The organism is Pseudomonas sp. NUPR-001, from assembly GCF_052147955.1.
In the GTDB taxonomy this organism is placed as follows: Bacteria; Pseudomonadota; Gammaproteobacteria; order Pseudomonadales; family Pseudomonadaceae; genus Aquipseudomonas.
Genome location: NZ_CP197353.1, coordinates 776,475 through 790,092 on the forward strand (window position 1 = coordinate 776,475; position 13,618 = coordinate 790,092).

The 13,618-nt window shown below is 59.4% G+C and carries 12 protein-coding genes; 7 read left to right on the top strand and 5 right to left on the bottom strand.

Annotation, left to right across the window (positions count from 1 at the left end; genetic code table 11):
• Positions 1–92 precede the first annotated feature (92 nt).
• Positions 93–518 (top strand): EamA family transporter, encoded by a 426-nt coding sequence (locus tag ACP6KB_RS03655; RefSeq protein WP_442112091.1) that lies wholly within the window; start codon positions 93–95, stop codon positions 516–518.
• Here ACP6KB_RS03655 and ACP6KB_RS03660 read toward each other — a convergent pair.
• Complete coding sequence (locus ACP6KB_RS03660; protein ID WP_442112092.1) at positions 484–1,332, bottom strand: phosphatase PAP2 family protein; 849 nt, start codon at positions 1,330–1,332, stop codon at positions 484–486. The genes ACP6KB_RS03655 and ACP6KB_RS03660 overlap by 35 nt on opposite strands.
• A 2-nt stretch (positions 1,333–1,334) precedes the next feature.
• A complete protein-coding gene (locus ACP6KB_RS03665; protein ID WP_442112093.1) occupies positions 1,335–2,021 on the bottom strand; it encodes a histidine phosphatase family protein in 687 nt (228 codons plus the stop codon).
• Positions 2,022–2,407: 386 nt separating this feature from the next.
• Between ACP6KB_RS03665 and ACP6KB_RS03670 the strand changes: the two genes are divergently transcribed.
• From ACP6KB_RS03670 to ACP6KB_RS03685, 4 genes are all read left to right on the top strand, one after another.
• Positions 2,408–4,591, top strand: coding sequence for a TonB-dependent receptor (locus ACP6KB_RS03670; protein WP_442112094.1), 2,184 nt, complete (start codon positions 2,408–2,410; stop codon positions 4,589–4,591).
• Positions 4,592–4,720: 129 nt separating this feature from the next.
• Positions 4,721–5,290 carry a GNAT family N-acetyltransferase gene (locus ACP6KB_RS03675; protein WP_442112095.1) on the top strand — a complete coding sequence of 190 codons (570 nt, stop codon included), beginning with the start codon at positions 4,721–4,723 and terminating at the stop codon, positions 5,288–5,290.
• A 77-nt stretch (positions 5,291–5,367) separates the two neighbouring features.
• A complete protein-coding gene (gene tesB / locus ACP6KB_RS03680) occupies positions 5,368–6,237 on the top strand; it encodes an acyl-CoA thioesterase II (RefSeq protein WP_442112096.1) in 870 nt (289 codons plus the stop codon).
• Positions 6,234–6,827: an HAD family hydrolase gene (locus ACP6KB_RS03685; protein ID WP_442112097.1), complete on the top strand. Its 594-nt coding sequence runs from the start codon at positions 6,234–6,236 to the stop codon at positions 6,825–6,827. The genes tesB and ACP6KB_RS03685 overlap by 4 nt, the downstream gene beginning before the upstream one ends.
• 94 nt (positions 6,828–6,921) lie before the next feature.
• Here the strand turns inward: ACP6KB_RS03685 and ACP6KB_RS03690 are convergent, their stop codons facing one another.
• The 3 genes from ACP6KB_RS03690 to ACP6KB_RS03700 all read right to left on the bottom strand — a co-directional run bounded on the left by ACP6KB_RS03690 (position 6,922) and on the right by ACP6KB_RS03700 (position 10,934).
• A complete protein-coding gene (locus ACP6KB_RS03690) occupies positions 6,922–9,384 on the bottom strand; it encodes a TonB-dependent siderophore receptor (RefSeq protein WP_442112098.1) in 2,463 nt (820 codons plus the stop codon).
• Positions 9,385–9,488: 104 nt separating this feature from the next.
• Positions 9,489–10,433, bottom strand: coding sequence for a FecR domain-containing protein (locus ACP6KB_RS03695; RefSeq protein WP_442112099.1), 945 nt, complete (start codon positions 10,431–10,433; stop codon positions 9,489–9,491).
• Positions 10,434–10,934, bottom strand: coding sequence for a sigma-70 family RNA polymerase sigma factor (locus tag ACP6KB_RS03700; RefSeq protein WP_442112100.1), 501 nt, complete (start codon positions 10,932–10,934; stop codon positions 10,434–10,436).
• Between the two features lie 141 nt (positions 10,935–11,075).
• On the opposite strand from ACP6KB_RS03700, the gene ACP6KB_RS03705 reads away from it, so the two are divergent.
• Together ACP6KB_RS03705 and ACP6KB_RS03710 are read left to right on the top strand one after the other, a co-directional pair.
• On the top strand, positions 11,076–12,086 hold the full coding sequence (locus ACP6KB_RS03705; protein ID WP_442112101.1) for a zinc-dependent alcohol dehydrogenase family protein: 1,011 nt from the start codon (positions 11,076–11,078) through the stop codon (positions 12,084–12,086).
• Between the two features lie 271 nt (positions 12,087–12,357).
• On the top strand, positions 12,358–13,611 hold the full coding sequence (locus tag ACP6KB_RS03710; protein ID WP_442112102.1) for an aromatic amino acid transport family protein: 1,254 nt from the start codon (positions 12,358–12,360) through the stop codon (positions 13,609–13,611).
• The last annotated feature ends 7 nt before the right edge of the window (positions 13,612–13,618 follow it).

Sequence of the window (13,618 nt, forward strand, 5' to 3'; positions counted from 1 at the left end):
GTACTTGAACAAGATAGATCTCGATCTTGCCAGTTGCGCTCACCGTTACGCTACTTTGTAAGAGGCACGACTTTTTTACCTAAGGCACAACCATGCTCGCTTCCTGGACGTTCTGGGCGCTTCTTTCGGCGGTATTTGCCGCACTCACCGCGATTTTCGCCAAGGTCGGCATCAGCGGTATCAACTCCGATTTCGCCACTTTGTTACGCACGGTGGTGGTGTTGATCAGCCTGGCGCTGATTCTTTACGCCACCGGCCAATACCAGTCGTTGAGTTCGATTTCGCCACGCAGCTACCTGTTTCTGGTGCTCTCCGGGTTGGCCACCGGTGCGTCCTGGATTTGCTACTTCCGTGCGTTGCAATTAGGCCAGGCGTCACAGGTGGCCCCTGTGGATAAACTCAGTGTGGTGCTGGTTGCCGTGTTGGGAGTGACCTTGCTGGGTGAAAAACTCGACCTGCGTCAGTGGGCGGGCATCAGCCTGGTTACTCTGGGCGTAGTGATGCTGGCATGGCGCTGAGCGCTGTTGTTCGTGTTGCCTGTGACCGGCGCAGCGCTGGTGCTTGCAGCGCTTTGCGACCATAGAACAGCAGTGCGCTGAGCCAACTGGACAGCCACACGAAGATGCCGGCCCAGAAGGTATGAGACATATAGTGCCAGCCCTGCAGTACCCGCGTGGTGCCGTAGATCAAGCCAATCAACAGGATGGCAACCAGCAGCTTGCGGGCGTGCTGCCAGCGATGGCGTCTGGCCACAAAGTACAAGGCCAACAGGGTAAAGCCGTTGGAAGCATGGCCGCCCGGCCAGCAACGACCGTCCCCTGCCTTGTTGAACCAACTGAAGTTCTCGAACCACTCGACACGCAAGTGCTCACCGCCGTAGAGCGTGGTTTCGACCGGGCAGTACACACTGGTGTGGCTTTTCAGGTAGTGAATTACCGTGGTACTCAGGGCAAAGGCCACTACTACGAAAAAAAAGTCGCGCCGATACCGAGTGGTGAAGCGCAGCAGTGGGGCGATGCGCGACTTTTCCAGGAACAGGTTGTTGGCCAGCGTCGGGCGCTTGGCCAGCAGTGGCCAAAGGCAAGACAGCAATGCGCCGATGATGGCGGCTTCACCGGTCCAGTTCGGCAGGATCCGCGGCCACTTGTGGGTAACTTTTTCAAACCATTGGTTATGCAACAGAGGAAACTGGCCGGTGGCAGGATCGAGCAGCAGGTTGCTGATCATCCTGTCCAGATGGGTGAGGTCAAAGAGCATGAACACAACCATGGCCAGTACCAGTGGAACGCCAAGATTGAGCAGGTAGTAGGCTTTGCGTGTGCCGGCTTGCATGCTTATGTCCTTGTGCTGACCAGCAGTTTTTGCCATTCGTTGGCGTTCATCTGGCCGAGAATTCTCGGTTTGCCGTTAGCGGCGACAGAGATAAACAGCGCACTGGCATAGTCGCTTGAGCGCAAGCCACCGGGCACCTTCAGTTGGCGCTCCATATGGTCGATACAACCGCTGTGGGTCACCAGCACCAGATTGTGCTGCGGCGATTTGTGCGCCAGGGCGGTGTCGGCGAAGTCCTTGTCGCACGCTTTCACCCAGTCTTCGCTGCTGATGGCTTTGCCGAAGATAAAGTGTGCGGTCTGGCGGGTCCTCACCTCGGGGCTGCTCAGCACCTCGGTGCCTTGCATGCCCAGTTGCTGCAAGCCGTTGCCAACGCCTTTCGCCGCTTCGCTTCCGGCCACCGTGATCCCGCTCGGGTCGTTGAGACAGGCGTCGTTCGACCGATCACAGCGCTCGGCGTGACGGATCAGCACGATTACTGCGCCTTTGGACCACTCACGGTACACACCACTGTTGTGCATTTGATTGTCACTGCCCAAGTCCACAATTTGAGTTCTCGTTGAAGCCCAAGTGGTGAGGATGGCTAATGCGAACACGACGCACAGGCCAAGCAACATCGTTTTGAACGAGAGCAAACGTCGTCGCTTGGCTGGGGACAGGACAGGGTTCTTGGTTGCGCTCGGCAACATGCTGCTACTCCATAACGCGGAATCGAATCGAGCACCCATGACAGAGGCGGGGGCTACGAGCGTGGCAGCACTTTAGGCGGCTGCACGTGGAGAGCAGGTGAAGTGGATGTGAAAAAAGTCTGCCCGGCATAACCGCGAGCGGGCCCTACCGTGGGCTGTCTGCGAAGAACAATTGAACGCAGCTTGGTATGCGCTGTCAGAGCGATGGCTTGTATTGATGAATAGTGCACAAGTTAACTTGTAACTAGATATATGTAACTGAATATATGTAACTTAATGTGCGCTGCGAAATAATATGTTACTCCGCGTAAATTATGTAAATACACTTCATCTGATAATTGCTCGTAAATAGTATTGCGCATCATTTTCTGATGGTGACATTACTAATGGCATATAAGGCTGAAACAACACGTCGTTCAGAATCAGGTCATCTCTACACTGCGCTGGGTCTGGCGGTGGCTTCCTGGTCTTCGGCAAGTATTGCGGACACTTCCAATACGTCCGCTAGCAAGCCGGGAACAGCATTGGAACTGGATGCAACTGCGATCACCGGTAAACATCACGAAACATTTAAAGTCGATGAAATGTCATCGCCGAAGTTCACCGCGCCGCTGCTTGAAACCCCTAAGTCGATCACCATCATTAATGAAGCGTTGATCAAAGAGCGTAGTTTCAAGTCGCTGACTGATGTGTTGCGTACCACCCCAGGTATCACCCTGGGCGCTGGCGAGGGTGGCACACCGCTGGGCGATCGCCCGTTCATTCGTGGCTTCGAATCCAGTACCGACCTGCAGATCGACGGCGTGCGTGACCTCGGCCGGATGTCCCATGAAGCGTTCAACGTCGAATCGGTCGAGATCGTCAAAGGCCCGGGCTCTGCCTACAGCGGCCGGGGGTCGACTGGTGGCACCATCAACCTGGTGAGCAAGTCGGCGAAGATGGAAGACTCCATCGGCGGCAGTATCACCATGGGTACTGACCAGCTGTGGCGCGAGACCATTGATATCAACCAGTACCTGCCCGACCAGGACATTGCCTTCCGCCTGAACGCGATGAAGCACGAGGCCGATACACCAGGCCGTGATGATGTCGAGGTCAAGCGCTGGGGTATCGCCCCAACCATCACCTGGGGGCTGCAAGGGCCGACCCGCGTGACGGCCAGCTACTATCACTATGAAACCGATGACATTCCGGATCAGGGCCACCCGATTTCCCTGATTACCAATAAGCCAGCCGATGTTGACCGTGACAACTTCTACGGTTTGGTCGATCGTGATTTCCAGAAAACCTCTGCTGATCTGGCTACGTTGATGGTCGAGCATGACTTTAGTGATGAACTGAAGTTGCGCAACACCTTGCGCGGTGGTCGTAGTATGCAGAACTACGTGATGAGCCGGCCGGTGTTTGCCAACGTCGCGCAGGAACAGAACGGGCAGGTTGGCCGCGGTTTCCGCCAGCGCAATGTGGTTAACACTTCGGTGATCAACCAGACCGACCTGTTTGGCAGTTTCCACACCGGTAACATCAAGCACACCTATGCCACAGGTGTGGAAGTTAGCCGCGAGACCATTACCGACAAAAACAAGCATGCCGGTAATAACGGTCGCCCCGCAGACTTGGAGAATCCCAACCCTCACGATGGCGGTTGGACGCTGCGACCGGGTACAGGCGAAGTCAGCAGCAAGAACCAGACTGAAGTCAAATCGCTGTATGCCTTTGACACCCTGGGCTTGCATGAACAGTGGGACCTGAACCTGGGCATCCGTTACGACGACTATGAAGTGAAGGACCGAGTTCCTGGCGGCGCCGAGTCGTCCAGCGAGCTGTGGAACTATCAGCTCGGCGTGGTCTTCAAGCCACTGCCTAACGGCAGCATTTACCTGGCTTACGGCACCTCTTCCAACCCGTCGGGTGAGAACACCCAGTCGGGCGGTGCCGATGGTGCCGGTGCCGGTAACCTCAATGGCAACAAAGCCAACCTTGATCCGGAAAAAGCGCGCAGCGTAGAACTGGGTACCAAGTGGGATGTGTTCAACGAGCAGTTGTCGTTGACCGCCGCGATCTTCCGCACCGAGAAGACCAACGCGCGGGTGACCGACCCAACCACCGGCCTGGTGGCGCTCGATGGCGACCAGAAAGTCACCGGTGTCGAACTGGGCGCCACTGGCCGTATTACCGACGTCTGGGCGGTCTGGGCCGGTTACACCTACCTCGATGCCGAGGTGGTCAAATCGGGTGGTGACGGCAGCAACGACGGCAACCAGTCCAAGTTCATCGCGCCCAACAGCTTCAGCCTGTGGAGCTCCTACGACCTCACCGATCGCTGGACGGTCGGCGCTGGCGCCAACTACATGGATGAGCGCTACATGAACGACGCCAACACCGTCACCATCGATGACTACTGGCGCTACGATGCGATGGTTGGCTACAAGGTCAACAAGAACCTCGACCTGCAACTCAACGTGCTCAACCTGACCGACGAAACCATCTACGATGCGTCCCATGTCGGGCTGTTTGCCACCGTTGCACCAGGTCGCTCTGCCGAGCTGACGGCAAACTTCAAGTTCTGATCGACCCCGCCCCTCCAGAGCCTCGACAGCCAACGCTGCCGAGGCTTTGTCTATGAATAGTGTCTGATAGCCAGCTTTCTTGTGCTTGCCTACGCTGTAAACTGCAGGTGATGTGCTCAGGAGCTGGCAATGACCCCGATACTTGAATTGGAAAGTGCACGTCTGGTGCTGCGCCAATGGCAGGACGACGACCTCAGCGAGTTCGCAGCCATGTGTGCCGACCCCCAGGTCATGCGCTATTTTCCCGCCCCGTTGACGCGCCTTGAAAGCGCGGCCCTGATCGGCCGCATCCGTGGCCATTTCAACGAATACGGTTTTGGTTTGTGGGCGTTGGAACGCAAAGACTCTGGCGCGTTCATCGGCATGACCGGGCTTCTCAACGTCAACTTCGATGCCGACTTCACGCCCGCAGTGGAAATTGGCTGGCGCCTGGCACGGCGTCATTGGGGGCTGGGTTTTGCCAGCGAAGCGGCGTGGACCAGCCTGCGCTGCGCTTTTGCCCAGTTGGGCCTGGAGCAGGTGGTGTCGTTTACCACTGAAAGTAACTTGCCTTCGCAGAAAGTCATGCAGGCTATTGGTATGCAGCAGGATGTGGACGCAAGCTTCCTGCATCCGAAACTGCCCGCCGATCACCCGTTGCGCGCTCATGTGTTGTACCGCATCAACCGCGAACAGTGGCAGCAGACCCTGCGTGGCTGAATTGCACGGCATACAGGTGAGCTATGACAAACCCTGTATCATTCGTTGCAGTTGCGCATTGCTTTGGAGAATCTTGAATGAGCCACGTGTTGGACGATCTGGTCGATTTGTTGAGTCTGGAAGCCATTGAGGAAAACCTGTTCCGCGGACGCAGCCAGGACCTCGGCTTTCGTCAGCTGTACGGTGGCCAGGTGCTGGGCCAGTCGCTGTCGGCCGCCAGCCAGACAGTCGAAGAAGCACGTCATGTGCATTCCTTGCACGGCTACTTCCTGCGCCCGGGCGACGCCTCGATGCCGGTGGTCTATTCGGTTGACCGCGTTCGTGATGGCGGCAGCTTCAGTACCCGGCGGGTGACGGCGATCCAGAAGGGCCAGCCGATCTTTACCTGCAGCGCCTCGTTCCAGTACGACGAGGAGGGTTTTCAACACCAGACCCAGATGCCCGCCGTGGTGGGCCCGGAAAACCTGCCTTCGGAAGTCGAGTTGTTCCAACGCATGGCTGACCGTCTGCCAGAAAGCATCCGCGACAAGATGCTCTGCGCCAAGCCGATCGAGATGCGCCCGGTGACCGCTGAAGATCCGTTCAATCCGCAACCGGATGAGCCGGTGAAGTACATCTGGTTCCGTGCCGATGGCACCCTGCCGGACGTACCTGCGCTGCACAAATACATGCTCGCCTACGCCTCGGACTTTGGCCTGCTGACCACCTCGCTGCTGCCGCACAGCAAGTCGGTGTGGCAGAAGGACATGCAGATTGCCAGCCTCGACCATGCGCTGTGGTTCCACGGCAACCTGCGGGCTGACGAGTGGCTGCTGTACGCCATGGACAGCCCGTGGGCCGGCAATGCCCGTGGTTTCTCCCGGGGCAACATCTTCAATCAGGCCGGGCAACTGGTGGCATCGTCCTGTCAGGAAGGGCTGATTCGTCATCGCAAGGATTGGGCATGAGCCTTAGCGCGATCCGTCACTGGGTGTTCGACATGGACGGCACCCTGACCGTGGCGGTGCATGACTTTGCCGCCATTCGCGAGGCGCTGGAGATTCCGCCGGCAGATGACATCCTCACCCATTTGGCGGCGTTGCCTGCGGCTGAAGCTGCGGCCAAGCATGCCTGGTTGCTGGAGCACGAACGTGACCTGGCGATCGGCTCGCAGGCTGCGGTGGGTGCGGTGGAGCTGGTGCGAACGCTGGTCGGGCGCGGTTGCCAGTTGGGCATCCTGACCCGCAATGCCCGCGAACTGGCGCACGTGACGCTGGAGGCCATTGGCCTGGCGGACTGCTTTGCCGAGCAGTATGTACTGGGGCGTGACGAAGCGCCGCCCAAGCCGCATCCCGGTGGCTTGTTGAAACTGGCTGATGAATGGGGGGTGGCGCCTGCCGAGATGGTCATGGTGGGCGACTATCGCTTTGACCTGGATTGCGGTCGCGCGGCGGGGGCCCGCACCATCCTCGTCAACCTGCCAGACAACCCCTGGCCGGAGCTGACCGACTGGCATGCGGCCGATTGCCGGGCATTGCAGGCGTTACTGCAGGGCTAAAAGCAATCGCGGGGTAGGAGCGGGCTTGCCCCGCGATTGCGGTAAACCTGACACACCGCTATCGCGGGGCAAGCCCGCTCCTACAGGTCAGACTTTAGAAATCCCAACGTGTGGTCAGCATCAGGTTGCGCGGCTCGCCGTAGTAAGTGGTGTCGAAGTTGCCCAAGCCGCTCAGGTAGCGCTTGTCGAATACGTTGTTGGCGTTAACGGTGAAGCTCAGGTGCTCGTCGTACTGATAACGGCTCATCAGGTCGACCAAGGTGTAGCCGCCTTGTTTGATGTAGGTGTAGTCGTTCACCGCACCGCTGTAGATCTTGCCGTAGAACGCACTCTGCCAGTTAACACCACCACCGACGGTAACCTTGTCCAGCATCCCAGGTAGGCGGTAGGTGGTGAACACACGCACCAGGTGCTCCGGTTTGCTGGTACTCATCGGGAAACCGTACATGCGTTGCTCGTCGGCATCCCGCGTGCGGGCATAGGTGTAGCCGGCCGACAGGTTCCAGCCTTCTTGCAGTTCACCGGCGATTTCCAGCTCCACGCCCTTGGTGGTGGCGCCGCTGGTGGCTTTGTAGATGCCTTCGTTGGTGATCGGGTTGGTGCCGATCGATTCGGCGACGTTATCTTGCTCAATGCGGAACACCGCCAGGCTGGCATTGAGCTTGCCGTCGAAGTAAGCCGCTTTCAGACCGGCTTCGTAGCTGTCGCCTTCAACCGGGTCGAGGGTGACGCCGTTGCTGTCCTTGTTGCTTTGTGGCTGGTAGATCGAGGTGTAGCTGGTGTACACCGAATAGGTGTCGTTTAGGTCATAGACCACACCGGCGTAAGGCGTCACGACACCATGCTCTTTGTAGCTGGCCGAGTTGTCCTGGAAGTTCGGGTTCAGGCCGTCGTAGTCGTAGTTATCGTGGTACTTGAAGGTGCTGACCCGGGTGCCGAGAATCACCGAGAGCTCGTCGGTGGGGCGCAGGCGGGTGGCGATGTAGGCACCGTTCTGGCTTTTCTTCTGCTCGTATTTGCCGTTCTTCGGGAAGTCCGGCACGCCGATGTGGCCGTCCCAGTCGAAGATGCTGCCGGGCACCAGACCAAACTCGCTGGTGTCCCAGGTGCTGCCTGTCTGGCGGGAGTGCGCGGTGCTGTAGCCGACGACCAGGTCATGCTGACGGCCAAACAGGCTGAACGGGCCAGAGAGGTTCAGGTCGGCAGTGTTCTGCACCCGATGACCTTCCCAACGCCCCCAGTAGAAAAACATACCGTTGCCGTCGCGGTCCGGGCTGCCGCCACTGGCGGAGGCCAAACGGGTGTCGTGGTCGCTTTGCAATTGGTTGACGCTGAACTTCAGTGACCAGTCGTTGGCCAGGGCTTGTTCAAGCGAGGCGAAGTAGGTGCGGTTCTGGAAATCGCGACGGCTCCAGTCGGCCCCCGGGTTGAATGAACGGGAAAAATCCGTGCGACCGCCGTCGGTGAAATACACCGGGTTGCCGGTCCAGGAGGTACCACGCGGGGTGGTGTTCTGCTGGTCGATGCCAACCGTGAGCAAGGTGTCGGGGGTGATATCGGCTTCGAGAATGCCGTAGTACACCTCTTTCTTCTGCTGGTAATGATCCTGGTAGCCCTTTTTGTCCTGCTGCGCGCTGACAAAGCGCCCGCGCAGGGTACCGCTGCTGTTGAGCGGGCCGGAGACGTCGGCTTCACCACGGTAGTTGTCCCAGCTGCCAGCACTGCCGCTCAACGAGGCCTGGAACTGGGCGGTGGGCTTCTTGCGGATCAGGTTGACCGTTGCAGAAGGGTCACCGGAGCCGGTCATCAGGCCGGTCGCGCCCTTGAGCACTTCAACGCGATCATAGATCGCCATGTCGACGTGGGCAGTACCTTCGCCATAGACCCCGTCATAAATGGTGTTGACCCCGTCGTACTGGTAGTTGGTGATCACCAGGCCACGGCTGGAGAATTCGGTGCGGTCGCTGTCGTAGGTCTGTGCTGATACGCCGGGGGTGTCGCGCAGCACGTCGGAGATGCTCTGCGCGCCCTGGTCGTCCATCAATTGCCGGGTGACCACGGTGATTGATTGCGGCGTTTCCCGAATCGACAGTGGCAACTTGGTTGCAGTGCGTGACGCTGCAGTGGTGTAGGAACCGGTGTTTTCTGTGGTTTCGCCGAGCAGTTGGCCGTTGATGCTGGTTGCGCCAAGCTCCAGGGCGCCGCTGTTGTCAGCCTCGACCAACACATAACCGCCGTTGCTCTGACGTTGCGCCTGCAGCCCGCTGCCCTGAAGCAGACGCGCCAGGCCTTCTTCCACTGAGTAGTTGCCCTGCAAACCGACCGATTGCTTGCCCTGAGTCTGACGGGCATCGAACGACAAGGTGATGTTGGCGCGCGTTGCAAACAGACTCAGATTAGTGCCCAGTGCACCCGGTGCAATCTGGAAACTCTTGCTGGCGCTTTGTGCCATGGCGTGAGTCGGCAGCATCGCCAACATTGGCAGTGGCGCCAGGGTCAGGCCGAACAATGCCAGGTGAACGGCGCGAACCAGGGGGCGGGGGCAAGAGCGGGTCATGCAGGTTTTCCTTCGATTGGCTGGGCAGAAGTGCAGCTAGATGTGCTGCTTTACCTGCGTAGCCGAATGAGAATGAAAATCGGCAACCCATTTATTGAAAATTTTCAGGCCGGTTCGATGCTGACCCAGTAGCGGGTCAGGTAGTTGACCTTGACCGGAAGAGAGGCGCTGAGGTTCTCCAGCAGGGTGTCGCTGTCATCGATGCGAAAGGCGCCAGACAAACGCAAGTCGGCAATGCTCTCGGCGCAACGCAGCACCCCGGGACGATAACGGCGCAGCTCACTGACAAAATCGGCCAGGCGCCACTCGATCACGGTGAGCATGCCTTGCGTCCAGGCACCGGTGCCGGGGGCGGCACGATGAGGGGCCGCGATCCGCTGCGGGTCAAAACTGACGGACTGCCCGGCGTCCAAGCGCAGCACCAGCGCGTTTTGCGCAGGGCGGATTTCTACCGCATGTTGCAGAACGCTGACCCGGCTCAGGCCCTCATCACTGCGCACGCTGAATTGCGTACCCAGTGCGCGAACCCGGCCTTCGGCAGTCTGTACTTCAAACGGGCGGGCGGCGGGATCGCTGGCGGTTTGCACCATGATTTCGCCCCGGTGCAGCTGCAACTGGCGCTGATGGCCGTCAAAGTGAATGTCCACTGCGCTGTCAGTGTTGAGTACCAGTTGGCTGCCATCGCTGAGTGTGACTTCGCGCCGTTGGCCTTTGCCGGTGCGCAGTTCGGCCATCAAGGCTTGAGCCGGGCTGCTTTCACGTACCGCCCAGCCGCTGGCGCCGACGGCCATCAACAAGGCAAGGGTCTTGAGCACCGCACGACGGCGCGCACGCACACCCGCCAGGGTCGGCAGGGCGACGTCGGCGGGCAGGTTGCCGAACTGGCGCTGCAGTTTCTCCACCCGGGCCCAGGCTTGGGCATGGGCCGGGCTTTTGCCCAGCCACGCCTGCCAGGCCTGAAGCTGGGCGTCAGTGGGCTGTGCGCCATTGAGTTGCACATACCAGGTGGCGGCCGCTTCCAGGGTGCGGTAATCCAGCGAGTGCGCCATTCAGTCGTCCGTCAGCAGCAGGCAGTGGGTCATGGCACGAATCAGGTGTTTCTTCACCGTGGTCACCGAAACGCCCAAGCGCTCGGCAGTGGCGACGTAGTTCAAGCCTTCCAGCTGCACCGCCAGGAAGATCTGCCGGGTACGCTCGCCCAGGCCATCGAGCAAGGTGTCGACCGCCACCAGGGTTTCGAGGATCAGCAAGCGCTTTTCCGGTGAGTCGGCCAGGCGTTCCGGGCGGTTGGCCAGTTCGGTCAGATAGGCTTGCTCCAGCGCTTTACGGCGGAATTTATCGATCATCAATGCATTGGCGATGGCGCCCAGATAGCTGCGTGGCTCGCGAATCGTCTGGGCATTGCGTGCATTCAGCACCCGGATGAAGGTGTCCTGCGCCAGGTCTGCGGCATCGCTGGCGTTGCCCAGGCGGGCGCGTAACCAGCTTTTGAGCCAACCATTGTGTTCGCTGTAGAGCGTATGCAGAGCAGCGTGATCGGGAGCGGGCATAAACGGCAACTAGCGTGGTAATTGATAATTAGTCGCATTATTGAGGTTTAACAGGATATTTCGCAAGTGCTGGCGCTTGACCAGCCTTCAGTGCGAGCCAAAACTGCTCAGCTACTTACCGAATCCACACAGGAGGTTCGCATGACCAGCAAGGCTATTTACGTTCTGGCGGGCGGCGGTTATGACAAGGTGCAGGTCGGCACGTCCGAGGCACCGGCACCCAAGGCAGGTGAAATCACCGTGCGTCTGCACGCCAACTCGCTCAACTATCACGACTTCGCCGTGGTCAGTGGCATGTGGGGGCCGAGTGAGTCGCGCATCCCGATGGCTGACGGTGCGGGTGTGGTGACGGCGGTCGGCGAGGGCGTCAGCGAGTTCGCGGTGGGCGATGCGGTGGTCAGCACCTTCTTCCCTGACTGGCTCGATGGTCAGGCCCAGGTGGAAGGTTTTGCCACGGTGCCAGGTGACGGCATCGATGGTTATGCCCGTGAGCAGGTGACTGCACGCGCCACCTCGTTCACCCATGCCCCCAAGGGCTTCAGCCATGCCGAGGCCGCAACGCTGACCACCGCCGGGCTCACCGCCTGGCGGGCCTTGATGGCCGACGACTCACTCAAACCCGGTGACACCGTGCTGGTGCAAGGCACCGGTGGCGTTTCGATTTTCGCCCTGCAGTTTGCCAAGCTGGCCGGCGCTACGGTGATCGCCACGTCCTCCAGTGATGAGAAACTCGAACGCCTCAAGGCCATGGGCGCCGATCACCTGATCAACTACCGCAAGACGCCGGCCTGGGGTGAGACTGTGCGTCAGCTAACCGGCAATCGTGGGGTTGACCACGTCATTGAAGTGGGTGGCCCGGCGACCCTGGAGCAATCGATGATCGCTGCCCGCATCGGTGGGCACATTTCGTTGATCGGTATTCTCACCGGTGTTGCCGGCCAGTTGCCGCTGGTTCAGGCACTGGTGCGCCAGATCCGCCTGCAAGGTGTGTTGGTTGGTAGCCGTGCGCAGCAGCAGGCGATGGTGCGGGCAATCGATGCCAACGGCTTGCGCCCGGTGATCGATAAAACCTTCGCCCTGGAGCAGATCGCCGACGCGTTCCGCTACCAGGAAAGCAACCAGCATTTCGGCAAGATCTGTCTGGAATTCTGACCGCAGCCCCTCTGAGGCAGCCCGACCTTGGTCGGGCTTGACCTCTGCACGATAGCACTCACCTTCGCTAACTCTCTGCTTTTAAAGCACTTTCCAGAAATCTGGGTTCACACTCTTTCGTCTCGCATGGATGTTATTTCGAACACCTTGTGTGATATTTTGCCCGCCGCTCGAAATATCCATGGCACAGCGCCTTCACGTTGCTGAAGGCCTGTGACGCATCGTTTCAGGTGCTTCCGGTAATAAATATAAATACGCAGTGAGTGTGATCATGAGTGCAAACCCCAACACCGCCGTGGGCGGTGCTGACGCGTCCGTATCCGAGTCATCGGGCCTGGAGGTCAAACGCCTGACCTTCGTTGAGGCGGTGGCAATGATCGTTGGCACCAACATCGGTGCAGGCGTGCTGTCGATGGCCTATGCCAGCCGTCTGGCCGGCTACATGCCGCTGCTGCTATGGCTGGCCGTGGCGGGCGTCTTTACCACCATTTCCATGCTCTATGTGTCGGAAACCACCCTGCGTACCCGCAGCCACCACCAGTTGAGTGGCCTGGCGCAACGCTACGTCGGCTCCTTCGGCGCCTGGGCGATTTTCCTCTCGGTAGCGGTCAACAGCATTGGCGCGCTGACGGCTTACATGAGCGGCAGCGGCAAGATTCTCAGCGAGTTCTTCGGCATCAGCCCGGCGCTGGGCAGCCTGCTGTTCTTCCTGCCGGCGGCGTTCGTGCTGTACCTGGGCCTGAAGGCCATCGGCAAGGGTGAGAAGTTCATCAGTATCGGCATGGTCTCGATGACCCTGGTGCTGGTTGCCGCCACGCTGATCAACGAGCACACGGATTTTGCCAACCTGTTCGATGGCAGCTGGATCTACATGATCCCAGTGTTCAACATCGCGGTGTTCTGCTTCTCGGCGCAGTACGTGGTGCCAGAAATGGCCCGTGGTTTCAGCCATGATCCTAAGCGTCTGCCGATTGCCGTGATTACCGGGATGGTGATTACCTTCATCTTGCTGGCGATCGTGCCGATGTCGGTGATTGCCCTGAACGGCCTGGAAAACCAGACTGAAGTGGCCACCCTGGCGTGGGGCCAGGCCCTGGGGCAGTGGGCGTTCTACACCGCCAACACCTTCGCCCTGTGCGCGATGATGACCTCGTACTGGGGCCTGGGCGGTAGCTTCCTGACCAACATCTTCGACAAGTTCAAAAGCCTGGGTTCGGAAAGCAACCCGAAGAACCGCCTGCTGGTGCTCGGCATTGTGTGTGTGCCGCCGTTCATCCTGGCCTACAGCGGTATGGTCGGCTTCGTTAACGCGCTGTACTTCGCCGGTGTGTTCAGTGGCGTGATCCTGTCGATCATGCCGATCCTGATGCTGCGCTCGGCGCGCAAGAACGGTGACATCGTCCCGGCCTGGCAGTGTGGCTGGATTGCCCATCCGGCGATTCAGGTGATGGTAGTGATTCTGTACCTGTGCAGCATGGCCTATGCCATTGCCAGCGCGCTGGGCTGGTTGCCGGGCGGCTGGTAAGTCATCA

Bases quoted from the DNA above. Each gene is read 5' to 3' on its own strand.
- ACP6KB_RS03705 (WP_442112101.1), top strand. From the start codon at position 11,076: ATGACCAGCAAGGCTATTTACGTTCTGGCGGGCGGCGGTTATGACAAG.
- tesB (WP_442112096.1), top strand. From the start codon at position 5,368: ATGAGCCACGTGTTGGACGATCTGGTCGATTTGTTGAGTCTGGAAGCC.
- ACP6KB_RS03655 (WP_442112091.1), top strand. From the start codon at position 93: ATGCTCGCTTCCTGGACGTTCTGGGCGCTTCTTTCGGCGGTATTTGCC.
- ACP6KB_RS03685 (WP_442112097.1), top strand. From the start codon at position 6,234: ATGAGCCTTAGCGCGATCCGTCACTGGGTGTTCGACATGGACGGCACC.
- ACP6KB_RS03665 (WP_442112093.1), bottom strand. From the start codon at position 2,021: ATGTTGCCGAGCGCAACCAAGAACCCTGTCCTGTCCCCAGCCAAGCGA.
- ACP6KB_RS03695 (WP_442112099.1), bottom strand. From the start codon at position 10,433: ATGGCGCACTCGCTGGATTACCGCACCCTGGAAGCGGCCGCCACCTGG.
- ACP6KB_RS03670 (WP_442112094.1), top strand. From the start codon at position 2,408: ATGGCATATAAGGCTGAAACAACACGTCGTTCAGAATCAGGTCATCTC.
- ACP6KB_RS03660 (WP_442112092.1), bottom strand. From the start codon at position 1,332: ATGCAAGCCGGCACACGCAAAGCCTACTACCTGCTCAATCTTGGCGTT.
- ACP6KB_RS03710 (WP_442112102.1), top strand. From the start codon at position 12,358: ATGAGTGCAAACCCCAACACCGCCGTGGGCGGTGCTGACGCGTCCGTA.
- ACP6KB_RS03700 (WP_442112100.1), bottom strand. From the start codon at position 10,934: ATGCCCGCTCCCGATCACGCTGCTCTGCATACGCTCTACAGCGAACAC.
- ACP6KB_RS03675 (WP_442112095.1), top strand. From the start codon at position 4,721: ATGACCCCGATACTTGAATTGGAAAGTGCACGTCTGGTGCTGCGCCAA.
- ACP6KB_RS03690 (WP_442112098.1), bottom strand. From the start codon at position 9,384: ATGACCCGCTCTTGCCCCCGCCCCCTGGTTCGCGCCGTTCACCTGGCA.